The 25,717-nt window shown below is 70.4% G+C and carries 24 protein-coding genes and 3 tRNA genes; 9 read left to right on the top strand and 18 right to left on the bottom strand.

Going from position 1 to position 25,717, the window contains the following annotated elements; translation table 11 throughout:
• Window positions 1-46: 46 nt before the first annotated feature.
• The 3 genes from QUE38_RS10010 to QUE38_RS10000 all read right to left on the bottom strand — a co-directional run bounded on the left by QUE38_RS10010 (window position 47) and on the right by QUE38_RS10000 (window position 3,493).
• On the bottom strand, window positions 47-1,018 hold the full coding sequence (locus tag QUE38_RS10010) for an alpha-L-rhamnosidase-related protein (protein WP_286311770.1): 972 nt from the start codon (window positions 1,016-1,018) through the stop codon (window positions 47-49).
• Window positions 994-2,388 carry a family 78 glycoside hydrolase catalytic domain gene (locus QUE38_RS10005; RefSeq protein WP_286307882.1) on the bottom strand — a complete coding sequence of 465 codons (1,395 nt, stop codon included), beginning with the start codon at window positions 2,386-2,388 and terminating at the stop codon, window positions 994-996. The genes QUE38_RS10010 and QUE38_RS10005 overlap by 25 nt, the downstream gene beginning before the upstream one ends.
• Window positions 2,389-2,560: 172 nt before the next feature.
• On the bottom strand, window positions 2,561-3,493 hold the full coding sequence (locus QUE38_RS10000) for an alpha/beta hydrolase (protein WP_286307880.1): 933 nt from the start codon (window positions 3,491-3,493) through the stop codon (window positions 2,561-2,563).
• A 134-nt stretch (window positions 3,494-3,627) separates the two neighbouring features.
• Here QUE38_RS10000 and QUE38_RS09995 point away from each other — a divergent pair, with 134 nt between their 5' ends.
• The 4 genes from QUE38_RS09995 to QUE38_RS09980 are packed head-to-tail and all read left to right on the top strand — an operon-like array spanning window position 3,628 to window position 5,866.
• On the top strand, window positions 3,628-4,002 hold the full coding sequence (locus QUE38_RS09995; RefSeq protein ID WP_286307878.1) for a PadR family transcriptional regulator: 375 nt from the start codon (window positions 3,628-3,630) through the stop codon (window positions 4,000-4,002).
• On the top strand, window positions 3,999-4,754 hold the full coding sequence (locus QUE38_RS09990) for a hypothetical protein (protein WP_286307877.1): 756 nt from the start codon (window positions 3,999-4,001) through the stop codon (window positions 4,752-4,754). The genes QUE38_RS09995 and QUE38_RS09990 overlap by 4 nt, the downstream gene beginning before the upstream one ends.
• Entirely contained in the window at window positions 4,738-5,415 is a 678-nt protein-coding gene (locus tag QUE38_RS09985) for a hypothetical protein (RefSeq protein WP_286307875.1), read from the top strand. The genes QUE38_RS09990 and QUE38_RS09985 overlap by 17 nt, the downstream gene beginning before the upstream one ends.
• A 52-nt stretch (window positions 5,416-5,467) precedes the next feature.
• On the top strand, window positions 5,468-5,866 hold the full coding sequence (locus QUE38_RS09980) for an ester cyclase (protein ID WP_286307873.1): 399 nt from the start codon (window positions 5,468-5,470) through the stop codon (window positions 5,864-5,866).
• A gap of 61 nt (window positions 5,867-5,927) precedes the next feature.
• Here the strand turns inward: QUE38_RS09980 and QUE38_RS09975 are convergent.
• Both QUE38_RS09975 and QUE38_RS09970 read right to left on the bottom strand, forming a co-directional pair.
• Window positions 5,928-6,004: transfer RNA gene (locus QUE38_RS09975), tRNA-Met, on the bottom strand.
• Between the two features lie 31 nt (window positions 6,005-6,035).
• A tRNA-Thr gene (locus QUE38_RS09970) sits at window positions 6,036-6,107 on the bottom strand.
• Window positions 6,108-6,302: 195 nt separating this feature from the next.
• Here QUE38_RS09970 and QUE38_RS09965 point away from each other — a divergent pair.
• Both QUE38_RS09965 and QUE38_RS09960 read left to right on the top strand, forming a co-directional pair.
• A complete protein-coding gene (locus QUE38_RS09965; RefSeq protein WP_286307871.1) occupies window positions 6,303-8,075 on the top strand; it encodes an HNH endonuclease signature motif containing protein in 1,773 nt (590 codons plus the stop codon).
• The gene (locus tag QUE38_RS09960) at window positions 8,041-8,622 is read left to right on the top strand and encodes an NUDIX hydrolase (RefSeq protein WP_286307869.1); all 582 of its coding nucleotides are present in this window, start codon (window positions 8,041-8,043) and stop codon (window positions 8,620-8,622) included. The genes QUE38_RS09965 and QUE38_RS09960 overlap by 35 nt, the downstream gene beginning before the upstream one ends.
• 52 nt (window positions 8,623-8,674) lie before the next feature.
• Here QUE38_RS09960 and QUE38_RS09955 read toward each other — a convergent pair whose 3' ends face one another.
• The 3 genes from QUE38_RS09955 to QUE38_RS09945 form a co-directional block, all read right to left on the bottom strand.
• Entirely contained in the window at window positions 8,675-9,628 is a 954-nt protein-coding gene (locus QUE38_RS09955; protein ID WP_433996971.1) for a sugar ABC transporter permease, read from the bottom strand.
• A gap of 32 nt (window positions 9,629-9,660) precedes the next feature.
• Window positions 9,661-11,301: an ABC transporter permease subunit gene (locus QUE38_RS09950; protein WP_286307865.1), complete on the bottom strand. Its 1,641-nt coding sequence runs from the start codon at window positions 11,299-11,301 to the stop codon at window positions 9,661-9,663.
• A 92-nt stretch (window positions 11,302-11,393) separates the two neighbouring features.
• On the bottom strand, window positions 11,394-12,629 hold the full coding sequence (locus QUE38_RS09945; RefSeq protein WP_286307863.1) for a sugar ABC transporter substrate-binding protein: 1,236 nt from the start codon (window positions 12,627-12,629) through the stop codon (window positions 11,394-11,396).
• Between the two features lie 267 nt (window positions 12,630-12,896).
• On the opposite strand from QUE38_RS09945, the gene QUE38_RS09940 reads away from it, so the two are divergent.
• Window positions 12,897-14,657, top strand: a complete 1,761-nt coding sequence (locus QUE38_RS09940) for a glycoside hydrolase family 13 protein (RefSeq protein WP_286307861.1) — start codon at window positions 12,897-12,899, stop codon at window positions 14,655-14,657.
• Window positions 14,658-14,754: 97 nt separating this feature from the next.
• On the opposite strand, the gene QUE38_RS09935 is transcribed toward QUE38_RS09940, so the two are convergent.
• The 6 genes from QUE38_RS09935 to QUE38_RS09910 form a co-directional block, all read right to left on the bottom strand.
• Entirely contained in the window at window positions 14,755-17,022 is a 2,268-nt protein-coding gene (locus tag QUE38_RS09935) for a M23 family metallopeptidase (protein WP_286307858.1), read from the bottom strand.
• Window positions 17,023-17,250: 228 nt separating this feature from the next.
• Window positions 17,251-18,057, bottom strand: coding sequence for an inositol monophosphatase family protein (locus QUE38_RS09930; RefSeq protein ID WP_286307856.1), 807 nt, complete (start codon window positions 18,055-18,057; stop codon window positions 17,251-17,253).
• Window positions 18,058-18,117: 60 nt separating this feature from the next.
• Entirely contained in the window at window positions 18,118-19,032 is a 915-nt protein-coding gene (locus QUE38_RS09925) for a DUF3800 domain-containing protein (protein WP_286307853.1), read from the bottom strand.
• A 222-nt stretch (window positions 19,033-19,254) separates the two neighbouring features.
• Window positions 19,255-19,339: transfer RNA gene (locus tag QUE38_RS09920), tRNA-Tyr, on the bottom strand.
• A 146-nt stretch (window positions 19,340-19,485) separates the two neighbouring features.
• On the bottom strand, window positions 19,486-20,010 hold the full coding sequence (locus QUE38_RS09915; RefSeq protein WP_286307852.1) for a PH domain-containing protein: 525 nt from the start codon (window positions 20,008-20,010) through the stop codon (window positions 19,486-19,488).
• Between the two features lie 19 nt (window positions 20,011-20,029).
• Window positions 20,030-20,194 (bottom strand): hypothetical protein, encoded by a 165-nt coding sequence (locus QUE38_RS09910; protein ID WP_286307850.1) that lies wholly within the window; start codon window positions 20,192-20,194, stop codon window positions 20,030-20,032.
• A 219-nt stretch (window positions 20,195-20,413) separates the two neighbouring features.
• Here QUE38_RS09910 and QUE38_RS09905 point away from each other — a divergent pair, with 219 nt between their 5' ends.
• Window positions 20,414-21,430: a LacI family DNA-binding transcriptional regulator gene (locus QUE38_RS09905; protein WP_286307848.1), complete on the top strand. Its 1,017-nt coding sequence runs from the start codon at window positions 20,414-20,416 to the stop codon at window positions 21,428-21,430.
• 186 nt (window positions 21,431-21,616) lie between these two features.
• Here the strand turns inward: QUE38_RS09905 and QUE38_RS09900 are convergent, their stop codons facing one another.
• Window positions 21,617-22,624: a hypothetical protein gene (locus QUE38_RS09900; protein ID WP_286307847.1), complete on the bottom strand. Its 1,008-nt coding sequence runs from the start codon at window positions 22,622-22,624 to the stop codon at window positions 21,617-21,619.
• Between the two features lie 275 nt (window positions 22,625-22,899).
• On the opposite strand from QUE38_RS09900, the gene QUE38_RS09895 reads away from it, so the two are divergent.
• Window positions 22,900-23,397, top strand: a complete 498-nt coding sequence (locus tag QUE38_RS09895; RefSeq protein WP_286311768.1) for a YajQ family cyclic di-GMP-binding protein — start codon at window positions 22,900-22,902, stop codon at window positions 23,395-23,397.
• Window positions 23,398-23,417: 20 nt separating this feature from the next.
• On the opposite strand, the gene QUE38_RS09890 is transcribed toward QUE38_RS09895, so the two are convergent.
• The 3 genes from QUE38_RS09890 to QUE38_RS09880 form a co-directional block, all read right to left on the bottom strand.
• Window positions 23,418-24,284: an HTTM domain-containing protein gene (locus QUE38_RS09890; protein WP_286307845.1), complete on the bottom strand. Its 867-nt coding sequence runs from the start codon at window positions 24,282-24,284 to the stop codon at window positions 23,418-23,420.
• Window positions 24,269-24,598 (bottom strand): hypothetical protein, encoded by a 330-nt coding sequence (locus QUE38_RS09885; RefSeq protein WP_286307843.1) that lies wholly within the window; start codon window positions 24,596-24,598, stop codon window positions 24,269-24,271. Before QUE38_RS09885 ends, QUE38_RS09890 begins: the two co-directional genes overlap by 16 nt.
• A 66-nt stretch (window positions 24,599-24,664) precedes the next feature.
• Window positions 24,665-25,666 (bottom strand): alpha/beta hydrolase, encoded by a 1,002-nt coding sequence (locus QUE38_RS09880; protein ID WP_286307841.1) that lies wholly within the window; start codon window positions 25,664-25,666, stop codon window positions 24,665-24,667.
• Between the last annotated feature and the right edge of the window lie 51 nt (window positions 25,667-25,717).

Below are 25,717 nucleotides of genomic sequence, written 5' to 3'. Positions count from 1 at the left end.
CCTGCGTTCCGAACGGACCGCAGGCCTTCGTCGCAGGCTCGTCGGGTCAGTCGAGCGCACACTCGAAGCGGTGCGATCCCGCCGCTGCGACGTCGTGAACCGTTCCGTCCGGAAGCACGATCTCGGCCGTCGAACCCTCGGGCACGGTGACGTCGAGCGCGAACCGGTCGCCGGCGATCCGCCAGGACGAGCTGACAGCCCCATGGGACGCGTCATGCGCTACGGCAGCATGCGTCAGACCCCCGCCGAGCACCGGCCGCACGCGGAAGCGGCTCCAGCCTGGTGCGAGGTTCCTGAGCCCCGCGCTGTACTCGTGGAGGAAGGTGATGACGGCGCCCTTGCTGTAGTGGTCGAGCGAGTCCTTTGGCGTGCCGTCGTCGGCGATTCCGTCCCAGGACTCCCAGATCGCCGTCGCGCCGCGCCGCAGCATCACCATCCAGCCGGGCTCGCCCTCTGACAGCAGCACGCGGTAGGCCAGGTCGGCGTGGCCGTGATCAGCGAGCACCGGCAGCAGCATCGGCGTCGAGAGGAATCCGGTACTGAGGTGGTCGTCCGCAGCGTGCACGAGCTCGACCAGACGCGCCACCGCAACGGGGACGACGTCGTCGGGGAAGAGCCCGAAGGCGAGCCCTCGGACGTACGTCGCCTGCGTCTCGATCCGAAGCCTGCTGCCGTCCCAGTGCTCGACGAACCACGCCTCAGCACAGCGGGCTGCGAGTTCGGCGTAGCGGGCGGCCGCCGTGTCGTCGCCCACCACGCGCGCCGCATCGCTCACGATGCGCGCCGACCGCGAGAGGTAGGCAGTCGCGACGATCGACTGGTCACCGCCGGGCCCGAATCCGCCGTAGACACCGGGCTCCGCCCACTCTCCCCAGTGGAAGCCGGTGTCCCACAGGTAGCGCTCGTGAGGGAGGGGCTGTGGGCGCTCGGCGGCCCGGTTCTCGGCGCGACCGGATGCCGCGATTCCGGCCGCGTAGTCGACCCACCGCGTCATCATGGGGAGGTTCTCGGCCAGCACCCGCGCGTCGCCGTATGCGAGATAGAGCTCCCACGGCACGACGGTCGCGGCATCCCCCAACCGGCGGCGCCGTCGGCGACGAACATCGGATCGGGGACGCCGCCTGCATTCGGAGCGACGTTCGTGATGCAGCCGGACGGCTTCTGGTCATCTGCCAATGACCGCAGCCACTTGCGCGAGAACCCGTCGACGTCATCGATGAACGCGGCGGTGTGAGCGTAGATCTGGTAATCACCGGTGTAGCCGAATCGTTCGCGGGTCGGACAGTCCGTGGGCACATCGCACGAATTGGCGCGCCAGGTCTGCACGGCGATCTCGTGCAGCCGGTTCAGGTCGTCGTTGCTCGACGAGAACCGACCCGTCGTGGCGAGATCGCTGCGCACTTCGATGCCGAGGATGTCGTCTGCGGCGACGTCGTCCGCACGTCCGTCGATCGCGACGTAGCGGAAGCCATGGGTGGTGTGACGAGGCTCGAAGACGTCGCCTGCAGCCCCGCGCGAAGTGACACGATCGATCTGACCGGTCGGGAGCCGAGTCTCAGCCGGCCACTGGATTGCGGCCAGGTGCTGCATGTCGAGGTCGCCATCGGCACCGAGCGCCTCTCCGTGGAGCAGCGTGGAGGTCGTGCCTTCCGCCCCGAGGCTCTCGAGTCGGACCCAGCCGTTGAGCATGATGCCGAAGTCGACGATCTGGCGCCCGGACGGGAGGCGCGTGACGGATGTCGGCGCGTGAGTCGAGGTCCGGCGCACTGGCGGGGCGGGATTCCGCGCGAAGCGTCCATCCAATTGGGTCAATGGGTCATCCGAGACGACGCAATCGACCCACGCCTCACGATCGATCAGGCGCATGTCGACGATCTGCCCGTCCATGAGGTCCGCCGCGACGATCTCGGTGGTCGACACCGTCCACGACGAGTCCGTCGGGATGTTGCGTCCATCGAGGTCGATCCGCGCGATCACCGACGTGCGCGTGCCGTAGGAATCCGCTACCCGGTTGTAGCCGTGCCGGCCGCGATACCAGCCGTCCGAGAGGACGATGCGGACGTCGTTCGACCCCACTTGGAGCAGGTCTGCGATCGGGAGCGTCTGGACGTGGAGCGTCGCCTGATAGCTGGTGAAGCCGGGGGCGAGTTCCTCATCGCCCACGCGAACACCGTTGACGAAGACCTCGTAGATACCGTGGGCCGTCGCGTGGATGGCTGCGGTACGAGGCAGTGCCTCGAGGACGAACGACGTGCGAAAGGCGTAGGCCGGCCGTTCCCCCGCCGCCGGTGGAATCGCCTCGGGGAACGCGATCCAGGTCGCCCCGGCGAGCATCGCAGCCGCCTCGTCCCTCGATGCCGAGTCGTACCCGTACCCGTCGTTCACCACGCGTGGCGTCCTTACTGCTCGTCTCCTGCGGAGCCATCGGCCCCGACGGGCGCCCCGCTCGTTGCAACCGCGCACACAGCTGGGCGGGGCCGCAAAACCAGTATGCCGTGCGGCTTTCATTGCCACAAGTCCACCGACGCAGGGCGACGCGCAGGATGTACTCCCGGCGGGGTCAGCCCACGCGCTCGGCGATCCAGGCGACCGCCTCGTGCATGAGCGGCACGGGGTCGGCGCCGAGGAACACGTGGTCGGCGCCAGGCACGCGCCGGAACTCGACCAGCGCACCCGCCGCGGCGAGCGCGTCGGCGAACAGCTCGCTCTGCGCGATCGGCACGGTGTCGTCGGCGTCGCCGTGCACGAGCAGGAACGGCGGTGCGTCCGGATGCACGTGGGCGACCGGCGAACCCAGCCGCGGCGCGTCGGCGCCGAGCGGCGACCCGTCGACGAGGGTGCGGTAGGGCGCCCGGGAGAGGATCCGTACGTGGTCTGCGGGGGTCACGGCCGGGTCCGCGGGCAGGCCGCCTCCGGGCATCCGCTCGCCGTCGTGCACCCCGTACCAGTCGACGACGCCGAGCACAGTCGTGTCGCCGCCCTGCACGCCCTCCTCGCCCGCCCACTCGGGCTGCCCGCCGGTGAGGCCGACCAGCGCGGCGAGGTGCCCGCCGGCCGATTCGCCCCACGCGACCATGCGCGAGGCGTCGATGCCGAGGTCGTCGGCGAAGCGGCGCAGGTAGCGGATCGCCGCCTTCGCGTCGTGCAGCTGCGCGGGGAAGGGCGCCTCGACCGCGTGCCGGTAGTCGATGGTCGCGACCGCGAGCCCGGCGTCGACGATGGTCTGGAACAGCGATCCGGGCGGCCACACCGCGGGCGGCAGCCGACGGTCGCCGTAGAGCCAGGCGCCGCCGTGGATCCAGAGCACGACGGGCGGTCGAGCGGATGCCCCGGGGCCGGTGTCCGGCACGTGCACATCCATCCGGAGCGGCCGGTACCCGGGCGCGATCGCGTAGGTGAGCCCCTCGAAGCTGCGCGCCCGCTCGGGTCGCACCGGCTGCTCGCCGCCGACCGGCGGGAGGTAGGGCGGCGGGGGCCAGACGTTCTCGGTCATGGCCGGTCTCCTCGCGGGGCGTCGCTGCGTCGCATCCGGCCAGCGTAGCCAGCGTCGGTGGCCGGCGGGTGCTTCCCACAGGCTGGGCGGGCACGGGTTGCACTACCGGAACCTATCTTCCTATACTTGCGATCATGCCCCGCAGACGACCCGGCACCCTGCTCCCGCTCGAGCTGGCGATCCTCGACCTGGCGGTCGCCGCACCCGACGAGGACTTCCACGGCTTCGCCATCGCCCGGCGCCTCGCCGACGACTCAGGCAGGTCGCTGACCGCCCACGGCACGCTCTACAAGGCGCTCACGCGCATGGCCGAGATGGGCCTGCTCGAGTCGCACTGGGAGGAGCCCGAGGCGGCTGAGCGCGAGGGCCGGCCGCGGCGGCGCCTGTACCGCGTCACCGCCGAGGGTGCCGCTGCCGCAGCCGCGGCCGCAACCGCAAACGGTGCCGCGCGTGCATCGACCGAGACCGCCTCGCCGGCGACCGCTCGCGCCCGGACGCGGCTCGCGTGAGCGCCGACGGTCGACGGTCGCGCGAAGCCGCGGCGAGCGTCCTGCGCTGGGTCGCGTTCTACACCCGCGGGCTTTCCCCCACCGATGCGGCCGAGCGCCAGGACGAGCTGCTGTCCGACCTGCACGAGCAGACCGCGTGGGCCGAGTCTGCCGGGGTGTCGGATGCCCGGCTGGCGCGATCGATTCGCCGGCGGGCGCTGCTCGGCGTCCCCGCCGACGTCGCCTGGCGGCAGCGTCTCGCCTGGGAGGGGCGCGCGCCCGGTCGCATCCGCCTGCGTGCCCATGAAGCGCTGCTGCTCGCCACCGCGGCGGTCGGCGTGCTGCTCGCGGTCGGCGGCGGCTTCGTGGTCGCCCGCGTCGTGCGCGCACTCCTGATCGGCGACATCGGCTACGTGCCGCGCGACTCGGTCGTGATCGGCGCGCTCGCCGTCGCGTCGCTGTTCGCACTCGTGCTGCTCGCGCGGCCGGCCACGCGAGTGGCCGGAGCCGCGCTCCTCGTGCCGGCGTCCGTGCTGCTGCCGCTGCTCGCCGCACCGGTCCTGTACGTCGTCAGCGCATCGGCCGTGCCAGTGCTCAACGCGGCGACCTGGTGGCCCGCAGCCGCGCTGCTCATCGGCGGCGGCCTCGCGCTGCTCTGCGGCGCGTGCGCCGCGACGTCGCTCGAGCGCCGCCGCGCGTTCCGCGCAACCGGGCGCGCGCACCCCCACGCACCCGTCCGACCGGAAGGATCCGCACATGCCCGAACTCGATGACCTGCTCGCCGAGGCCCGCGCCGACGAGGCGGCACCGCCGAGCCGACGTGCGCGCATCGCGCTGATCGCCGGCGTGACAGGTGGTGCGCTTGCGCTGCTCGCGGGCAGCACCCTCGGGGTCTCGGCGGCTACGAGCCTCGCACTCGTCGAGGCGCGCGATGCGGTTGCGCAGGCGGCTGCCGCCGAGGCGGGTTCGGCTGCGCGCCCCGCGTCGGACGTCGAGGACGCCTCCGTCGAGGATCGGTCGACATCGGGACCGGGCACCGGTTCCGCCGCATCCGATTCGAAGGAGCCCGCCGACGAGCCCGCAACCGCCGGCGTCGTCGGCCCCGACGACCCGATCTACGACGCGTCGACCGACATCTCGACCATCCCGCGGCCGCCCGCCGACTGGCCTGCATCGGAGCTCGAGGGCGCCGAGATCTGGCTCGCGCAGCAGGGCATCACTGCGGACTGCATGCTCGAGCAGGGCTTCGCCTACGAGTTCACGCCGAGCTGGCTGCGCACGCAGTTCTCTCCCACTGCCTGGCCCGCGTACTCCGACGAGTACGACCTGGCGCTCTGGGGTCCGAACCTCGCGAGCGGCGCCGACTACGACTGGCGCAACGCCGGCTGCGTCGGCTACGCCGTGCACGTCACGGGCATGGACGACGCCAACTGACGACATCCGATCGCTTCCGCAGGAAGGGCAGCCGAGGTGCGATGATCCCGACATGGAGTCTGCCGAACTGATCGAGACCTTCTATTCGCGCCTCTGGAACCTCTGGGACGACGACGCCGTCGACGTCGTACTCGCCCCCGACTTCGTCTTCCGCGGATCCCTCGGCCTCGAGACGAGGGGACGCGACGGCTGGCGCACCTACCGCGATCTCGTCCGTACGGGCTCCGGCGACTTCGCCAACGAGATCGTGACCCTCGTCGTGGCGGGTGACGAGGCCGCTGCGCGCCTCCGATACACAGGCACCCACACGGGCGACTTGGTCGGGCTGCCCGCTACCGGGCGGCGCTTCGAGTACTCGGGGGCGGCGTTCTTCACCGTCGAGCAGGGGCGCCTCGCGAGTGCGTGGGTGCTGGGCGACCTGCACGGGCTGCGGGCGCAGTTGGCGCGATGACCTGCGGCTGTACCGATACTTGCTGCCAGAATGGGCACTCGCCGACCGCTAAGTGCCGCTGTGGTAGCGAGGGCGGGACTCGAACCCGCGACACCACGATTATGAGCCGTGTGCTCTAACCACCTGAGCTACCCCGCCGCGATGCATCCGCCGCCTGGCGAATGAACCGAGCCCCGAGTCAGGATTGAACTGACGACCCCTTCCTTACCATGGAAGTGCTCTACCACTGAGCTATCGGGGCGCGCTGCCGCAAGTCGGCAACCAGAAGAGGATATCACCTCCCGAGCCGTGCTCCGAACCGGCGTCGTCATGGTGCGACGGATGCCCCTGAGCCCGCCGCCGCGCCCCATTCGGCGCCGTCGTCGGCCGGCGCCCGGCCCACCGTTCCCCCGGTCGCGACCGTCCGAATGTCGGTGGGTGCCACTTGACTGAAGGCATGGAGGAAGCGGACGAGCCCGGGCGCGAGCGGCCGACGCCGTTCGCCGCGCGCTCGGTATCGTTCCTCGAGCTGCTGCTCGCCGAGTCGCTCGCGCGCTCGCGCCGCGGGTACTACGAGTCGCCGGTGCGGCTGGTCTTCGAGCGCGGGTCGTCGAGTTGGCGAGCGGATGCCGCTGAGCCGGCCGCGCCGCCCCGCGCATCCGTCACCGTCCAGCCCGAGCTCCCGCTCACTTGGGCGGCGCCGTACGCCGCCGGCGACTCGCCGAACTCGAACACCGAGACCGACACCAACACCGGGGCCGCCACCAGCGCCGCCACCTGTGCCGATCCCGATACCTGCGCCGACTCCGCCACTCTCGACTCCGACCCGTTCGACTCCGACCCGTTCGACGCTTTGACGCCAGATCGCGCGCTCGACCGACTCGTCGCGATCGAGGCGGAGATCGCCGCGCTGCAGGCGGAGCGTGCAGAGGTACTCGCCGACCTCGCGGCCGACGCCGACGAGCGCGCTGCGGTCACCGCCGCTGCCGCGGACCGGGCGCCGCGACCCGAGCACCGCGTGCGCGAACTCGAACGACGTTCGCTGGTCGCCGAAGTCGCGTGCGCGCTCCGCCTCCCGGAACGCTCGGCCGAGCGGCTCATCGACGAGGGCGAATCGCTCACGCTCGACCTCTCGGCGACGCTCGAATCGCTTCGGTCCGGCACCATCTCCTACCGCCACGCGCAGCGGATGATCGACCACGCGCTGAGCCTGCCCGCCCGGACCCGCCCTGAGTTCGAGTCGGTGGCGCTCCCCCTCGCGGCTCGACTCACGCCGGCGCGCTTCGACGCTCGTGCGCGTCGCCTGCGGGAGCGGATGCATCCCGACTCGATCGCCGAGCGCACCCGTCGCGCCATCGACGACCGCACGGTGTCGCTCGAACCCGCTCGCGACGGCATGGCGTGGCTGCATGCGCTGCTCCCCGCCGCGCCCGCGGCCGAGGCGTTCGCCCGCGTGCGCGCCGCGGCCGCCAGCCTCGCCCGCCCCGACGGAGAGCAGCGCACCGAGTCGCAGCTGCGTGCCGACGTGCTGAGCGATCTGCTCACCGGCCGGGCGGATGATCTGCAGGAGGGTACCCACGAGCCCGGCGTCGCCGGCGCCGTGAACACCCCGAGTGCTGCGCGGTTCGCGCGCACCCGGCCCACGGTGTTCGTGACGGTACCGGTCATGACGCTGCTCGGCGCCACCGACGAGCCGGGCGAGCTGCACGGCGTCGGCCCGATCGATGCCGACACTGCGCGCGAGCTCGCGGGTCGGGCGCCGAGCTTCATCCGCATCCTGACCCACCCCGAGACGGGAGCGCGCCTCTCGATCGGACGCGACCGCTACGCGGTGCCGTCCGACCTGCGCGCGGCGCTCGTCACGCGCGACGAGACCTGCCGCTTCCCCGGCTGCGGCCGCGCCGCCGAGCAGTGCGAGGTCGACCACGTCACCGACTGGGCGCACGGCGGACGCACCGACGCGACGAACCTCGCGATGGTCTGCCCGAAGCATCATCACCTGAAACACGAGACCGGCTGGAGTTCCGCTCCGGGACCGGACCCCGGCACGATCGAGTGGCGCTCCCCGCCGGGCGCCGCTACTCGAGCGACCCGCCGGCACAGCACCCGCCGGCACAGGGCCCGCCGCTCCCCGACGAGCCGCCGTTCTGATCGTGGGCTCGGTCGACTCGTCGCATTCCCAGTACGCTCGCGGGGTGACCGACCACGCCTTCACGACGCTCGCCGATGACATCGAGGCTGCACTGGAAGCGTGGCATCCGCTCGACCCCGCCCAGGCGGCACTGCGCGACCGCTACCTCGCGTTCGTCGGCGAGCACCGCGCCGGCGCCATGCGCCGCGACGGCGGCCCGGAGCACCTCACCGCGAGCGCGTTCGTGTTCTCGCCCGACCTCCGCAACGTGCTCCTCTGCTACCACCGCAAGGGGCAGTTCTGGGTGCAGGTCGGCGGCCACGTCGAGGCCGAGGACACGACCGTCGCCGCAGGTGCGCTCCGGGAGGCGCGCGAGGAGAGCGGCCTCCACGAGCTCGAGCCCCTGCGCGCACGCCCGGTCGACGTGCACCGCCACGAACTCAGTTCGCGGTTCGGCCACTGCACCGCCCACTGGGACGTCGGCTACGCCTTCACGACCGCAAGCGACGCCACCCCCATCGTGAGCGATGAGAGCGACGACGTGCGCTGGTGGCCAGTCGACGCGCTCCCGGCGGAGACCCCGCACGACTTCCCCGAGCGACTCGCCGGCGTGCTCGCGGAGCTGGCGCGGGCGACCACGACCTGACCGCCCGGCCGGTCGCCGGCTCGCCGCGGGCTCGCCGCCCGAGCCCCGCGAACTACTTGACGCTGCCCGCCGTCAGCCCGCTCACGATGTACTTCTGCAGGAACAGGAACAGCGCGACCACCGGCAGCGCCGCCATCACGGCTCCCGCCGAGAACGCACTCCAGTCGGCGTAACGCGGGTTCGAGACGAGCTTCGTGAGTCCGACCGCCAGCGTCTGCTGGTCGGTGTCGATGAGCAGCACGCTCGCGACCACGAACTCGTTCACCGACGTGATGAACGACAGCAGCGCGACCACCGCGAGAATGGGCGCGGCCAGGCGCAGGATCATCGTGAAGAAGATGCGCGCGTGCCCGGCGCCGTCGATCTTCGCGGCCTCGTCGATCGACGCCGGCACCGTGTTGAAGAAGCCGTACATGAGGTACGTGTTCACGCCGAGCGCACCGCCGAGGTAGACCATGATCAGGCCGATCCGCGTGTTCAGGCCGATCGCGGGGAACAGGTCGCCGATCCAGCTCATGAGCAGGAAGATCGCGACCACCGCGAGCAGCTGCGGGAACATCTGGATGACCACGATCGTGATCAGCCCGAACCGGCGGCCGGTGAACCGCATGCGCGAGAAGGAATACGCGGCGAGCGCCCCCAGGAACACGGTGGCCACCGCGGTGATGCTCGCGATGATCAGCGTGTTGGCGAACCACGTGGCGTACGGCACCTGCGGGTCGGTGAGGATGCGCACGTAGCTGTCGAGCCCGATCGCCGAGAACAGCGCGTTCGACCCGGTCAGGGTTCCCTGCGGGTTCAGCGACGCCGAGAACACGAACAGCAGCGGCAGCAGCGCGAACGCCGTGATGATGATGCCGACCACGTGCCGCCACCCGGTCGCGAGGAACCACCGGTCGAAGCGGAAGGGACGTCGCCGCGGAATGCCCGCGGTGTCGCGCGGACCTCCGCCGGAGGCATCCGAACCGCCCGTCGAGCCCGCCTCACCGGGTCGCTGCGTGGTCATCGCCCGCGTCGTCATGCCAGCCTGCCCACTCATCAGTTCAGCTCCTCGAGTGCCTTGGTGCGTCGGAACGCGATGATCGAGATCACCGCGACCACGATGAAGATGAGGATCGAGTACGCGCTCGCCAGTCCGTAGTCGCGCATCTGCCCGGTGAACGCCACCTTGTAGACCATCGTGATGAGGATGTCGGTGAACCCGACCGGGATCGGCGCCCCGGTGTCGCGCGGCCCGCCGTTGGTGAGCATGTAGATGATGTTGAAGTTGTTGAAGTTGAACGCGAACGACGCGATCAGGAGCGGCGCGACCGTCACGAGCAGCAGCGGGAGCTTGATGAGCCGGAAGATGCCCCACGGCTTCGCGCCGTCGACCGTCGCCGCCTCGACGATGTCGTCGGGTATCGACTGCAGCGCGCCCGTGCAGACCAGGAACATGTAGGGGAACCCGAGCCACAGGTTCACCAGCAGCACGCTGACCTTCGCCATGACCGGGTCGGTGAGCCACGGCACGGATGCCCCGCCGAGCAGGACCTGGTTGATGAAGCCGAAGCTCTCGTTCATCATGCCCGCCCAGACGAGTGCCGACAGGAACGAGGGCACGGCGTACGGGAGGATCAACACGGTGCGGTAGAGCTTGCGCCCCCGCATCCGCATGTCGTTGAAGACGATCGCGAGGAACAGCCCCAGGAAGAAGGTGGATGCCACCGAGATGAGCGCGAACGCGAACGTCCACGTCGTCACGTAGGCCAGCGGGCCCGAGAGGCGCGTGTCGGTCAGCGCCTTCAGGTAGTTGTCGAAGCCGACCGTGATCTGCCAACCGGGCAGCAGCTCCTCACCCGCCTCGGAGGTGAACGCGCCCGTGCCGATGTCGGTGTAGACGACGCCGGTGTCGAGGTTCGTCATGGTGCCGGCGGCCTCGTCGTACTCCAGCGACGACGTGTACTGGTAGGCGCTGCGACCGTCGGGGGTGCGCAGTGCGCCCTCGTTCGGGTCGTCGGAGAACGGCACCGCGAGCTCGGTGATCTCGTCGGTGCGCGACACGATCTCCTGGAAGCTCAGCGTCGTGTACCCGTCGACGCCGACGGCGACGCCGCCCTCCATCTGGGCGCCGGATGCCGGTTCGAGCGGTCGCTCCTCGCCGCCGATGAACACGCCGCCGTTCGGGCCGGTGACCACGAGCGACAGCTCGCCGAGCCGGTCGACGACCGCGACGGGGTAGGTGGGCGAGTCGGGCACGCGGTCGAGCGCGGCACTCATGAGCGCGCCGACGGCCTGCTCCTTGGAGCCGTTGTGGCCGGTGCCGTAGTTGGTGAAGCCGACGTAGCTCGTGTACGCCAGCACGAAGATCTGGAAGACGGCGAGGAAGATGACGCCGGGCGTCAGGTACTTCGCCGGTAGCCGCTTGCGGGAGAAGTAGACCCAGTTGACGAAGATCGCGACCGCGGCGACGATGCCGGCGATCAGCCACTCGGCGTTCACGACGAGGATGAACAGCGCGTACAGCGCGATCGCGTCGACGATGCCGAGCGCGAGTATCTTCACCAGCAGCACGCCGATTCCGCCGGATGCCTGGTCGGCGATGCCGGCCGCCTGTCGCTGCCGCTTCGTGGGCTTCTCGGGCGGCGTGCCCGACGCGCGTTCCGCGCGCTCGACGCCCTCGTCGGTCGTGGTGGTCATGGTGCCTGGTACTCCCCGGGTTCCGGTGCTTCGTCAGGTGCCGAAGGGGGCGGATGCCTCGTGGCATCCGCCCCCTCATCGGCGGGTGGGAACTAGCCGTCGATCGCCGACTGCACGTCCTCGGCGAGCTTGGTCCACGTCGCGGACGGGTCCTCGCCGTTGATGATGCTCGCCTCGGCGATGCCCCAGTACTGCCAGACCGAGCCCATGGCCGGGATGGCCGGCATCGGCACGGCGTCCTGGCCGACGGTCGCGAAGCCCTCGATGATCGCGTCGCTCGACGCCGACTCGGCGGCGGCGGTGAGCGCCGGGAGGATGTTGCCGGCCTCGAACAGCGCGAGCTGCACGTCCTCCGAGCCGAGGTAGTTCACGAGGAAGTCGGTCGCGGCGACCTTGTTCTCGCTCTCCGAGGAGAGGAAGAAGCCCTTGACGCCCGCGAACGGCTGGGCCGCGTCGGAGGTCGGGCTGGGGATCGGGTCGATCGCGACGTTCACGCCGGCGTCGATCGCGCTGCCGACGTTCCACGGGCCGGTCAGCCAGAAGGCGGCCGTGCCGTCGAGGAACGACTGCTTGGCGATGTCGCCGTCGATGTCGGTGTTGAAGTTGCCGGTGCCGTTCTTGCCCTCGCTCGCGAGCCAGGCCGCGAACTCCTGGCCGCCCTCGTTGCCGAGCTGCAGGTCGTCGGCGTTGTAGCCGTTCTCGTCGCTGCCGAACACCGGGGCGCCGAACGCGGTCTGGAACGGGTAGAGGTGGTACGGGTTGCCCTCGGCACCCTGCTCCACGACGAACGGCTGGTCGAGGCCGGCCTCTTCACCGGCGGCGATCATCTCGTCGAAGCTGCCGACCGCCTCGGGGACGATGTCGGCGTTGCGCAGCACGGCGATGTTCTCGACCGCGTACGGGAGCATGTAGACGGTGCCGTCGTAGGTGGCGGCGTTGATGGCGACCGGGAGGTAGCCGTCGGCCGAGTCGCCCAGCTCGAGCGGAGCCACGACGCCGTTGGTCGAGAGCTCGCCCAGCCAGTCGTGCGCACCCATGGTGATGTCGGGGCCCTCGCCCGTCGGCACCTGCTGGATGAAGTCGTCCTTGATGGTGCTGTTGTCCTTGCCCACGAGGTCGACCGTGATGCCGGTCTCCTCGGTGTAGGCGTCCGCCGCACCCTGCAGGGCGTCGACTCGCTCGGAGTCGACCCAGACGGTGAGCGAACCGCCCTCGGCGGCAGCGCTCTCCTCGGTCTCGGTGTCGTTGCCGGCGCAGCCCGCCAGCACGAGCGTCGCGCCAATGGCGATCGCCCCACCGGCCAGGAGGCCCTTCTTGTTCACCTTCATCGGTGTCCCTTTCTCAAGGTGTCGTCTCGATCCGGCCTCATCGCCTGGTGGTGACGGAACGCATTCCGTCCTGGTCGAGTCCCACCGCGCCGAAAGGCCGTTCTTCCGTTGGAAACACTCGCGTGATGCAAGCGCTTCCAGTTATACCCAGCACTTCCCGCCCCTGCAAATCCAGATTCCCGCTTCGATACGCGTTCGTTACCGAACCGGGGAGGGCCAGAGTTGCAAGCGCTTGCGTAGACATGGAAGTGCCGTACAGTGGGCGCCATGATCGTGCACACCGATGCCGCGCGCTCGTCGCGCACCGACCCCGAGGCATCCGACCAGACCCCCGAGTGGTGGCGCACCGCGGTGATCTACCAGATCTACCCGCGCTCGTTCGCCGATGCGGACGGCGACGGCGTCGGCGACCTCCGCGGCATCACCTCGCGCCTCGGCGCCCTCGCAGAGCTCGGCATCGACGCCATCTGGCTCTCCCCGTTCTTCACCTCGCCGCAGAAGGATGCGGGCTACGACGTCGCCGACTACTGCGACGTCGACCCGATCTTCGGCACGCTCGCCGACTTCGACGCCATGCAGGCCGAGGCGCACCGACTGGGCATCCGGGTCATCGTCGACCTCGTGCCGAACCACTCGTCCGACCAGCACCGGTGGTTCCAGGCCGCGCTCGCCGCGCCCGCCGGCAGCCCGGAGCGCGCCCGCTACATCTTCCGCGACGGCAAGGGACCCGACGGCGCCGAGCCGCCGAACAACTGGCAGTCGGTGTTCGGCGGGCCCCAGTGGACCCGCGTCACCGAGCCCGACGGCACGCCCGGCCAGTGGTACCTGCACATCTTCGACTCGTCGCAGCCCGACTTCGACTGGACCAACGAGGAGGTGCGGGAGGAGTTCCGCCGCATCCTGCGGTTCTGGCTCGACCGCGGCGTCGACGGGTTCCGCGTCGACGTGGCGCACGGCCTCATCAAGGCCGACGGGCTGCCCGACTACACCCCGCCCGCCGAGGGTGGCAGCATGGGCGGCGGCGGCGCGGCGGCCGCGCTCGACGCCGAGCCGGCGCACGACGAGATCCCCGTGGCCGACGACCACGACCACGACGGCGGCGCACCCTACTGGGGCCAGGACGGCGTGCACGAGATCTACCGCGACTGGCGGGAGCTCCTCGACGAGTACCCCGGCGAGCGCATCCTCGCTGCCGAGGCCTGGGTCGACCCGCTCACGCGCATCGCCAAGTGGGTGCGCCCCGACGAGATGCACCAGGCGTTCAACTTCGCCTACCTCGAAGCAGCGTGGGACGCCGAGGAGCAGCGCGCCGTGATCGACGCGTCGCTCGCCGCGTTCGGCGACGTCGGCGCGCCGAGCACGTGGGTGCTCTCGAACCACGACGTCGTGCGCCACGCCTCGCGCCACGCGCTCGGCGCCGACAGCCCGCAGGGCCACGGCATCGGGCCGAAGTCGCCCGGCCTCCCCGACCGCGAGGTCGGCCTGCGCCGCGCCCGTGCCGCGACGGCCGTCATGCTCGCGCTACCCGGCTCGGCCTACGTGTACCAGGGCGAGGAGCTCGGACTGCCCGAGGTCATCCACCTGCCGGACGACTCCCGGCAGGACCCGACCTGGTTCCGCACCGAGGGCGAGCGCTACGGCCGCGACGGCTGCCGCGTGCCCATCCCGTGGGAGTCGAACGCTCCCTCGTACGGCTTCGGGCCGGCGGATGCCTCGTGGCTGCCGCAGCCCGACATGTGGGCCGACTACGCGCGCGACCAGCAGTCGGGCGACCCCCGATCGACCCTCGAGCTGTACCGCTCGGCGCTGTCGCTGCGCCGCTCGCACGGGCTCGGCGCCGGCTCGGTCGAGTGGCTCCCGGCGTCGGAGGGATCCGTGCTCGCGTTCCGCAACGGCGACGTCGCGGTGTTCGCGAACATCGGCGACGAGGCGGTGCCGATTCCCGCGGGAGACGTGCTGCTCGCGTCCGGCCCCGTCGACGACGGCACGTTGCCCGGCGACACGACCGTGTGGCTGCGGGCGGAGTAGCCGGAGGCATCCGCCTCACCTGATCGCGAACGCCCGGTGGCCTGATGGCTGCCGGGCGTTCTCGTGTCTGAGGGGTGACGCTTCGGGGTGCGGGGCCCTAGTCGGTGTTCTCGTAGAGCCAGGCCAGCGGGTCGACCCAGTAGCCCTCGACGCCGCCGATGCGGATCTCGAAGTGCAGGTGCGGGCCGGTCGAGAGGCCGGTCGAGCCGACGTTGCCGACGATGTCGCCGACCTTCACGGTGTCGCCGACCTGGTAGCGCATGGAGCCGTACTGCATGTGTGCGTAGACGCTCGTGACGACCTGGCCGTCGATGACGTGGTCGATCATCATGACGACGCCGAGCGAGCCGCCGCCGTTCTGCGCGACGCTCACGGTGCCGTCGGCGATGGCCTGGATCTCGGCGCCGTAGCCCGGGTTGAAGTCGATGCCGTGGTGGTTCGTCGTACAGCCGGCGCAGCTGCGGTAGCCGTAGAAGCTGCCGATGTGCACGCCCACCGGGAACGGCCACTGGATCGTGCCGAACGGGTTGTTCGTGAACGTGTTCTCGACGCGGATGCCCGACGCGGCCGCGTACTCGGCGATCGTCGCGACCTGGTAGTTCTCGGTGTCGACCGTGAACTCGGTCGAGTCGCCGTCGCCGGCGTGCGCGTGGATCACCTGCGGCTCGAGACCCGCCTCGTGCTGGATCGCGACCTGCGCGGCGGCGACCTCCTCGGCGCTGAGCAGCGAGTTCGCCGGCAGCGACGTGGCGACCGTGATCATCGCGACGAACCCCATCGCGACGACCGAGAAGCCCTTCGCCGCGGCGGCGCGGCGGCGGGATGCGCGACGCACCTCGCGCGAGGGCTTCGCCTTCGGGTGCGTGCGCGCGATGCCGCGTGCGGGTGCGGCCGCGCGCGAGGCGCTGCCCGCGCGTGAGACGGAGCGGGTCGGCGCGTGCGAGCGAGGTGTCGCGGCCGCGGGGGTGTCCGCGACCTCGTCGTCGAGCGACCAGGCGCTCGCGGTGCCGCGGGCGGGCGGCTCGTCGAATGCGAAGAGCGAGCCGGTGAGGTCGACGTCGGCCTCCGGCTGCGGCACGGATGCGGGCTCGGGATCGCGCGCGACGTCGTGCGCTGCTGCGGGTGCCGGCTCGACGAGCGGCTCCGGCGCGAACGCCGGCTCGGGCTCGAACGTCGGCTCGGGCTCGAACGTCCGCTCCGCCTCGAATGCCGGCTCCGCCTCGAATACCCGCGCGGGCTGCGCGTGCTCGATGGGCTCGGCGTCGTCGCGGTCGTCCTCGTCGAACCGGAAGCCGAACAGATCGGCGGCGAGGTCGTCGTCGGTTCCGGGGGTATCGGCGCCGAACGCGTCGGGCGACGGTACGTCGGCGTTGCGGTCACGATCCGTGCCGCGTCGGCGCTCGGGGATCTCGCGCTCGCGCGATCCGCCCAGCAGGCGGGAGAGGAAGCCACCCCGACCCGGGCTCCGCGTCTCGCGCGACTCGACCACGTCGGGGGCGTCGAAGACGAGGTCGCCGAAGGGCGATGCTCCGGCGTCCGCGAGCTCGTCGGCTTGCTCGTGCTCGGCCTGCTCGTCCCTCCCCTGCTGCATCTGCGCGTGCGATTCGTCGTGCACGCGCGTCGGCGGGAAGCCGGGCAGCGCGAGCTCGGGCGCTGCGGGCTCGGGAGCGCTGGGCTCGTGAGCGCGGGGCTCGTGAATGATGCGCTCGGGAACCGAGAGCTGGAACTCCGAGCGCTTCGGCTCCGCCGACTCCGGGGTCTCCGCGGCGCGACGCGCACGACGACTGGTCGGCCGCTCGTCGGCCACCGGCTCGACCGCGTCCACGGCGAACCACGACGAGACATCCGGCTCAGGCGCCGCCTGCGGCTGGGGCGCCGACGCCTCGGGAGCGTCCAGGCTCCACGGTCCGGATGCGGCCGCGTCACCGTCGGCCGCGGGCAGGCGTGCGTCGCGTCGACGTCGCAGCGGCTGGTCGGCGGGCGCGAGAGTCGGGGCCGCCTCGGCCCAGTTCCGCGGCGCTTCGGGAGCGGGCGCCGGCTCAGGGGGCATCCGCTCGACCTGCGGCTCGGGTGCCCGCTCCTGCGCAGCCGCGGGCTGCCACGTCGGCGCACTCTCCACCGGATCGACGTCCCCGCCGAGGCTCCAACCCTGACCCGTCGACCGGATCTCGGGCGAACCATGAGCAGCGCCCGACCGCGACGGATCGAGCAGTGGCGTGCCGAACCCGTACGCGGCTGCCTCGGCCGCCTCCTGCTCACGGCGCTGCTGTTCCCGGAGTTCCCGTCGCGTGAGCGGTCGCTCGCGCGACGCTGCGGGGGTGGTGCCGGTCTCAGAACCGTCCGGCACGAGGGGGAACTCGGGCACGTGAGCCTTTCGGCGTCGGGTCAGGTCAGTGTCCGTGAGGACGATGGGGAGGTGCTCATTCTGGCCTGCGCCAAAATAACGGGTTGGTAAAGGGTAACCGGAATCGGTCGCGGTTTCCATGCGTGTGGACCGATTCCGTCCCCCTTAATGCGGACACGCTCCGGATTCCTGCGAAACGGCGCGGATGGGGCTGCTGAACACCCGCCTCGCGGCCGCACGCAGCGCCGGTCACGCCTCCCAGAACTCCGCGATCGTGCGCTCCAGGTCGTCGAAGAGCGACGGCGGCGCCGCGATCAGCATGTCCGCACCGGCCGGCGCCCCGGCGAGCCCACCGACGCGCGCCCCCGCTTCGGCGGCCACGAGCGCCCCCGCAGCGTGGTCCCACGGGTTCAGCCCGGTCTCGTAGAACGCGTCGAGCCGCCCCTGGCCGACGGCCGACAGGTCGAGCGCCGCCGACCCGATGCGCCGCACGTCGCGCACGCGCGGCAGCACCTCGGCCACGAGCCGACCCTGCCGCTCCTTGCGCTCGCGCAGGTACCCGAACCCGGTGGCGACGAGCGCCCGGTCGAGCTCGACCCCGTCGTTCACGTGCAGCGGGCGGTCGCCCATCCACGCGCCCTCCCCCGCCGCGGCCGTGTACAGCTCGCCCGCCGCGGGGTTGATCACGGCGCCCGCGAGCACCGTCCAGCTCGCCGGATCGACACCGCCCTCGACGACCGCGATGCTCACCGACCACGCCGGGATGTCGTAGAGGAAGTTGACGGTGCCGTCGATCGGGTCGACCACCCAGGTCAGCCCCGAGCTGCCGGCATCCGCATCGCCCTCCTCGCCGAAGAACCCGTCATCGGGGCGGTAGTCGGCGAGCGCGGTGCGGATGAACGTCTCGGTGTCGCGGTCGACCTGCGTGACGATGTCGATCGGCGACGACTTGGTCTCGGCGACGCTCACGCCGTGGCTGCGCCGGTCTGCGGCGAACGCCCCGGCGCGCTGCGCCACGGTCGACGCGATCTCGAGCAGTTCCATGTGGGAAGGCATGCTGCCACGCTACGGGCTCAGACGGTCGATCGCCCACGCTGCGTTCTCGCGATCGAGTTGCTACTTGCGGTTGGCGGCGCGTATCGCCGCCTCATGCACCTTCTCGAGCTGGGGTGCGAACTGCGAGCCGATCGTCTGACCTTCGACCGCGGGGAACAGGGGGCGTGTGCGCTTCACGATGTCCGAGTGGTTGAGGTCGGGAACGGAGCGATGCCACAGATGCAGCTTCGACTCGTGGGTGAACTTTCCCCTGAGGCTGCGGCCGAAACTGCCCGGCACCCATCCGTACTGAGAGTCTTCGATCAACTGATAGTCGATGGAGCGCGACACCGCGGCCGCCACCCAGTCGGCGAACTGGATGTTCGAACTGAGCACGCTGTCGATGTGCATCGGAGGCTCGACGATCCGAAGCATCTCCTCTCGCTCGGCTGCCCGGGAGAGGATGTGCCCGTACATGTTCGGGAGCCGCTTCGCACGGTCTGCTTCATTGATCTGGTCGATCATGACGAGGAGGTTCTCGTCGGCGCCGTCCGCGTGTCTGCACAGGCGGTTGAGCGTCTCCTTCATGGCCGCCTGTTCCCGCGACCCGACGTCCAACCGCGTCTGCTTCGGGGTCCCGATGGGCTTCTGGTCGGCGTAGTAGAACAACGCTCCGCCGAGTCGTTCAAGGCCGGCGACCAGCCCACGAAACACGCGAGTATGCTGCGGATGCGTGTCTGGCGTGCGCGGCCGCAGGAGATCGGCGCCCTTTCGCTCCCACTTCCCGGGGTCGGGCGCCTCCTCGATCTCCGTCTTGAAGAGCCGTCGCTTCTCGATGGTGAACTCGCGGCCGAACTGGCGGGCGTTGCCCTCGGGAATCACGAAGCCTGCGTATCCGAACGCCGGGCTGGTCTTGTACCGAGCGTGCGTACGCGAAACGAACGCCCCAGGCTCACCGATCTCGTCGATGTAGGCCAGAAGCACGGGTTCGATCATGCCATGCAACGCAGAAACCCACGCACGAGTGCGTGGGTTTCTCGAGTTGGAGCGGAGTCCCAGCTATTTCAGGGAGCGCTTCCGTCATCAACGTAGCACAAGGATCCGCGCGTTCGTCGGGATAATTTCGCATCGGTCAGGCCTCCACCGCGTGAGACGACCAACCCCTCCACGACGCAGGTCGGGAGGGGTTTCGGGCCGGTCAGCGGAGCTTTCCGCACATGGTGGCGAGTGAGGGATTCGAACCCCCGAAGGCTGAGCCGTCTGATTTACAGTCAGATCCCTTTGGCCGCTAGGGTAACTCGCCAGTGCGCCCAGCCTCACAACAGCGCGACCGGGGCCACACAAGCATACTCGGCGCGCTGCCCAGCGTGAAATCGAGGGCGACAGCCCCGAGCGGATGCCACAGAGCGGATGCCTCCGCGCTGTCGCCGCCCCGCGGCATCCGTCGCTTCAGGCGTTCCACTGCGTCGGGCGGCCGCGCAGGCCCGACCGTGCGATGACGCGCTGGATCGTGAGGCCGCGCTCGTCGGGGTCGCCCACGAAGCGGATCTCGCGCAGCCCCTGGTCCTGCGCCGCCGACTCGAAGATGAAGTGGCCGTAGCCGAACATGCGGCCGATGAGCGGCTTGTGCACCGAGATGTCGAGGATTCGCTGGATCGGCATGGTCGCGATGTTGCGCGTGAAGATGCCGTGCACGCGGAACACGCGCATGTTCGTGATCACGAACCGGTCCATGTGCACGCCCGCCGCGCGCCAGATGCCGTGGACCAGCAGGCCTGCACTCAGCAACGAGATCACCCAGTCGATCGGCTGCGGCGTCCAGATGAGCAGGAACAGCACGACCAGGGAGCCGAGCACCTCGAGTGCCGGCACGAGGTACGCCGCCCAGTGCTTGCGCACCTCGTCGATGACGATCTCGCCCTCGTCCGCGATCAGGTGGCGGTCGACCTTCGGGTCGAGCTCGAACGGCTCCATGTCTACGTTCGCCCAGGCCTCAGGAGACCAGCGACGTGAAGAAGGTCCCCACCGACTCGATGGCACCCCACACGGCGTCGAAGGCGCCCTGCACCGCTCCGGCCGCGTCTTCAGGCCTGCTGATCATGTAGAACAGGGCGAAGACCACCACCGCAGTGATGAGAATGCGCTTGACCCACTTCACACGTTGTCCTCTCGAGTACGGCGGTGGGCCCAGCCGCCCCCGGTGGGCAGGCCCCGACTGCGTACTGTCTACCCCACCCCCTCCCCGTTCGCCAACGCGCCGCGCCCTCCGCGGTCGAATTGCCGGGGTCGATAGGATGCCCCTGGCGCAGCGTGCCCGGTCGGTGACCCGCAGCTGCGCCGCATCCGTCACCGCCGCCGTCACCGTCAGGAGGGGCACATGGCCGGCATCGAGGAGGTCGCGAAGCTCGCGGGCGTCTCCACGGCGACCGTGTCGCGCGCCCTGAGCGGTCGAGGCCCGGTATCGGATGCCACGAAGCAGCGCGTCGTCGCAGCGGCCGACGAGCTCGGGTACGTCGTCTCGTCGAACGCGTCGAGCCTGGCATCGGGCCGCATGCGCAACATCGGCGTCGTCATCCCGTTCCTCAACCGGTGGTTCTTCTCGTCGGTGCTCGAGGGCGCGCAGCACGCGCTGCTCCGCAACGGCTACGACCTGACGCTCTACAACCTCTCGGGCGAGGGGGCGGAGCGGGCCAGCGTGTTCGAACACTTCCTGCTGCGCCAGCGGGTCGACGCGGTCATCGCCGTGTCGCTCGAGCTGACCGAGGCGGAGGTCACCCGGCTGCACGCGATGGACAAGCCGCTGGTCGGCGTCGGTGGTCCGATCCCCGGCGTGCGCACGCTCACGATCGACGACGTCGCGATCTCCCGGCTCGCGACCGAGCACCTGCTCGCGCTCGGCCACACGCGCATCGCGCACATCGGCGGCACCCACGAGTTCGACCTCGACTTCCACCTCCCGACGAACCGGCGCCTCGGCTACGAGGCCGCGCTCGTCGACGCGGGCTACGCGGTCGACCCGGCGCTGTTCGCCCCCGCCGACTTCAGCATCCAGGGCGGCTACCACGCGGCGAAGCAGCTGCTCGGGGTGCCGCGCGACCGTCCGACCGCGATCTTCGCCGCCTCGGACGAGATGGCGATGGGATCGATCCTCGCCGCGCGCGACCTCGGCCTGAGCGTTCCCGGCGACGTGTCGATCGCGGGCATCGACGACCACGACCTGTCCGAGTTCTTCGGACTCACCACCGTCGCCCAGTTCCCCCGCCGGCAGGGCGAGCGCGCGGTCGACATCCTGCTCGAGCAGCTGCAGCCGACGGATGCCCCGCCGGAGCGCGCCGACACGCGCCTGCCCTACGAGCTCATCGTGCGCTCGAGCACGGCGCGCCCGAGCGCCTGAGGCTGAGCGCCGGCCCCGGGCGCGCGCTCGTCCGTGGCGCGCTCGTCCGCCTGCCGACGCCTCAGCCGCCCCCGCGAACTCCCCATCCCCGACTAAGTGCCGATTCTTGGTCTGAGGCCAATAGATTCAGCCCTCCAGTAAGACTCAGCCCTCAGACGAGATTCAGCCCTCAGGACGGCGCCGCGCTCAGCTGATGCGGATGAGTCGCGGCGGACGGCGCACGATCGGCAGGCCGGCCTCTTCGAGTTTCGTGCGGAGGGGGTCGCGGGCCCAGGCGTCCGCCCAGGCCCAACGCACGAACGCGCGCACCCGGCGTCGGATCGCGTCCTCCCGCGCCTTCTCGGCGAGCACCGTCTCGACCGTGGCGTCCACTCCGGGTTCGCGGCGATACTTCCCCTCGCCGTCCGCCTCGCCGGCGATGCCGTGCTCCGGCCACCAGAAGTCGACGTCCGCGTCGCGCTTGAGCTCCGGAAGCTCCATGTGGTGCTGCAGCTCCGGCTGCGGGAAGCCGAGCTCCTCGAAGTCGACCCTGCTGACGGTCTCGAGCGGAGACTCCGCCCCGTCGGTTGCGCGCGCGAACACCGCTCCGACACGCCGGCTGCCCCTGTACGGCAGCATCGCCTCGTGCGTCTCGAGAAGGCGCGCCATCGTCGTCTTCGGCCGGGCGCCACGTTCGCGCGGGCGCCACAACGCGGCATCCGTCGCCGTGAGCGCCGCAATCAACGGAGCGCTGCGTGCAAGCCCCACGAGCGCGTGTTCGATTGTCACGACGGTGATGCCGTTCACCGTGACCGTCGGCGGCTCCGTCTTCGTCGCTACGTAGCGGATGCCCGGGCGGCGACTCCCGGTCGGCCGCGCCACGAGCACCTCGACCACGTCCGGCCACTTCCCCACGATCGGGAGACCGTGGACGGCGACCGCGGAGTATCCGGTGAAGACGGGGCGCCGTAGCTTCATCGCGGCGGCCTGGACGAGCAACCGATGGCGACGCGCGTCGCGCTCCGGCGCAGACATGCGCATGTCCGCGGACGTGGGCACGCGGTACGCGCCCGGCCGGATGCGGACGAGATCGCCCCGCCGCACCGCCGCGTACAGTTCCGCCTCCTGCCCGACCTCGCGCATGCTGCGCGCGAGGACGATTCCCTTGTCGTCGGCCGGGAAGCGCGGTGCGCCCAGGCTCTCCGCGTTCGCCATGCCTCGACCCTCGGGGGGACATGCCGATCACGGGCGATCGTTCCCTCGCCGCGCCCACCGGGCGCACGTCCGTCGCTTGTGCAGGAGCCGTCGCCCGCCTCCCCTGGGCGCTGCACCCGTTGCCCCACCAACGCGGAGCCAGCCCAGTTCGGCCTGAGGGCGGAATCTTGGTCTGACGGCGGAAGACTCGGCCCTCAATCGAGATACAGCCCTCAGGCGATGGGGACCGTGCGCCGGACGGGCGGGCGATTGGCACGGGAGGGGCGCTGGCTAGACTGGCGGGCATGGCAGATTCGACGTTCGACGTGGTCAGCAAGGTCGACAAGATGGAGGCCGACAACGCGGTCAACCAGGCCCGCAAGGAGATCGACCAGCGGTACGACTTCCGTGGCGTGGGGGCATCCGTCGAGTTCAGCGGCGAGAAGATCCTGCTGAAGGCGAACTCCGAGGAGCGCGTGAAGGCCGTGCTCGACGTGCTGCAGTCGAAGTTCGTCAAGCGCGGCATCTCGCTGAAGAGCCTCGACGCGGGCGAGCCGTACGCGTCGGGCAAGGAGTACCGCCTCGAGGTCGCGCTCAAGCAGGGCATCGACCAGGAGCACGCGAAGAAGATCGGCAAGCTGATCCGCGACGAGGCGCCGAAGTCGGTGAAGTCGCAGATCCAGGGCGACGAGCTGCGCGTCTCGTCGAAGAGCCGCGACGACCTGCAGGCCACCATCGCGCTGCTGAAGGGCGCCGACTTCGACGTCGACCTGCAGTTCGTGAACTTCCGGTAGGGCTGGGCCGGCAGGCCAACTCAGGCGGGTGGGGCGCTGCTCGCGACGCCTCGCCGGCGAGGCATCCGCCGCTTCACTGCTGACCAGGCAAGCTGTGCGCGCTCGACGAGCGCGCCGCCGCCGCGCACCCACTCGGCTCCGGCGAGGAGGTAGGCCGGCGCCATCAGCATCGCGAAGAGCACGAGCGGGTACGGGTCGTGCAGGGTCACGATGATGCCGGTGTGCAGGCCGATGCCCGCGAGCAGCGCGAGCGGAAACAGCGGACGGACCCAGAGCGCGATGCCGACGAAGAGTTCGGTGACGATGCTCGTGACGGCGAGCGCGGGCAGCACTGGTGCGAGCAGGCCCATGAGGTCGTTGCCGAAGTGAGCGAAGACGTCGCCCGCGAGGTAGTCGCCGTTGACCTTGGCGATCGCGGTCCAGAGGTAGACCGACGAGAGTAGCGCGCGGATGAGGAATGCAGGCCAGTAGGCGACCTGGACGGGACCGCGGTTCCGGCGCAGGATCGAGAGGGTGCGATGCGCGTCGCTCAGGGCGAGCAGTATGGAAAGCAAGAGCAGCAAGAGCGCATGGTTGCTGTAGACCTGCTGATCTGCAAGCAGAGCGAGGAGGCAGGCCAAGCCAACCATCGAGGGGGCGGCCCTCCCGAGTGCACCCAGTGCCATTCCCATCGCACCTACAAGGGTCATGATGTAGATGAACAGCACGAATGCAACGGACGGGCTTGGCGCTCCCCAAAGCACGGGTGTCCTGAGATACTCGCCGGTAGTCAAGCGAAGGAGCGGGATCGCCCATTCGAGACTCACGCCCATCGCCGCAAGGCCCACGACGATGCGAGACACCGCGAGAGGTCGCGCATCGACTTCCTTGGTCAGAAGTCGCTGCATGAGTACTCCACGTCCACTGACCCATCAACTCGAACGGCTCGAACGGTAGTAGCCGATTGGTCGCGTTCACATAGGAACGCTGCCCCGACTCTTGCGTATGCGACCTCCACGCGAAGGCCAGCAGCAATATCGTTCAACGGGACGTCAACTCGTGTGCCGTCTTCGTGTGTGACCTCAAACGTCAGTGGCGCACGATACCCGGAGTACATGTGCCAGCCGAAGAACGTCGGCGTCGGCGACAGGCTCGCGATGCCTGGCACGATCACCATGGCGGCAAGCGCGACGACGACGATCGCGAATGGCAGGCGGGGCATGGTGGGAGCCTAATCGCCGGCGCGGTCGGCTTCACCGCCCAGTTCGTGGGGCAGGGCGAGCGGATGCTACACCGGCGCGAATCCGCGCAACCAGCGGGTGACCCGGTCGTAGGCGTCGCGACGCACCTCGGGGCGGGAGAGGAAGACGTCATGCAGGGCGCCTTCGATGCGCTCGACCGTGACCGACGGGCCGAGCCGCAGCGCGCGCTCGGCCATCTCGTCGACCACGAGCACGCTGTCGCTCGAGCGCATCTCCTCGCTCCATCGGGCCAGGATCGTCGTGCGCTTCGACAGCAGCGTGAGCACCGGTGCGCCGACGTCGATACCCGCCGCGACCCGCGCGTGCGCGGCGAGCACGCCCGAAAGCCACGCCGCCGACGCCGGGAACCCGCGGTTCGGCCGCCACGCGTGGTCGTACCTCCACTCGCCGCCCTCCTCCTCGGCGACCGCGCGCGTGTAGAACCCGAGGTCGACGTTCGGGAGGCCGCCGCGCGGGTCGACGCGCGCCGACAGGTCGATGAGCGGCGTGACCGCCTCGCGCCCGATGCGGCTCGCCTGGAACTCGAGCCACGGGCTGTTCAGGATGAGCGCGGATGCCACGCCCGGATGCCGCGCGGCCCAGAGGCTCAGCGTGAGTCCGCCCGTCGAGTGCCCGAGCAGGATGAGCGGACGCGCCGACTTCGGACCGTCGACCGGTCGCCCCATCGCGCCGAGCGCCGCCTCGATGTCCTCGTCGTAGGTGCCGAGCGAGGTGACGAACCCTGGAGTCTGGCCGTCGCGCAGGCTCCGCCCGTACTTGCGCAGGTCGAGGGCGTAGAACCGCGCACCGGCATCCGCCCAGAACTCGGCGAGCTCGGTCTGGAAGAAGTAGTCGCTCCACCCGTGCACGTAGAGCACGTCGCAGTCGGCGGCCGCACCCGGCGTGAGCCGTAGCCGGAACTTCGGCCGGTAGCGCACGAGGGTTGCGACGACGTCACCCTCGTCGTCGGCCTCGAGCGGCAGCGTGACCTGCTCGTAGCGATCGCCGAGCAGGTCGGGCTGCCAGTCGGGCTCGCTCGCCTTGCTCACTGCCGGACCACCCCCGTTCGCCCTGCGTTCAGCCTATGGGTCGCGGGTGTA

This window comes from Agromyces mangrovi (assembly GCF_030296695.1).
Lineage (GTDB): Bacteria > Actinomycetota > Actinomycetes > Actinomycetales > Microbacteriaceae > Agromyces > Agromyces mangrovi.
Note: the sequence above shows the minus strand (reverse complement) of the source record. Positions and strands in the feature narration are given on the sequence as shown.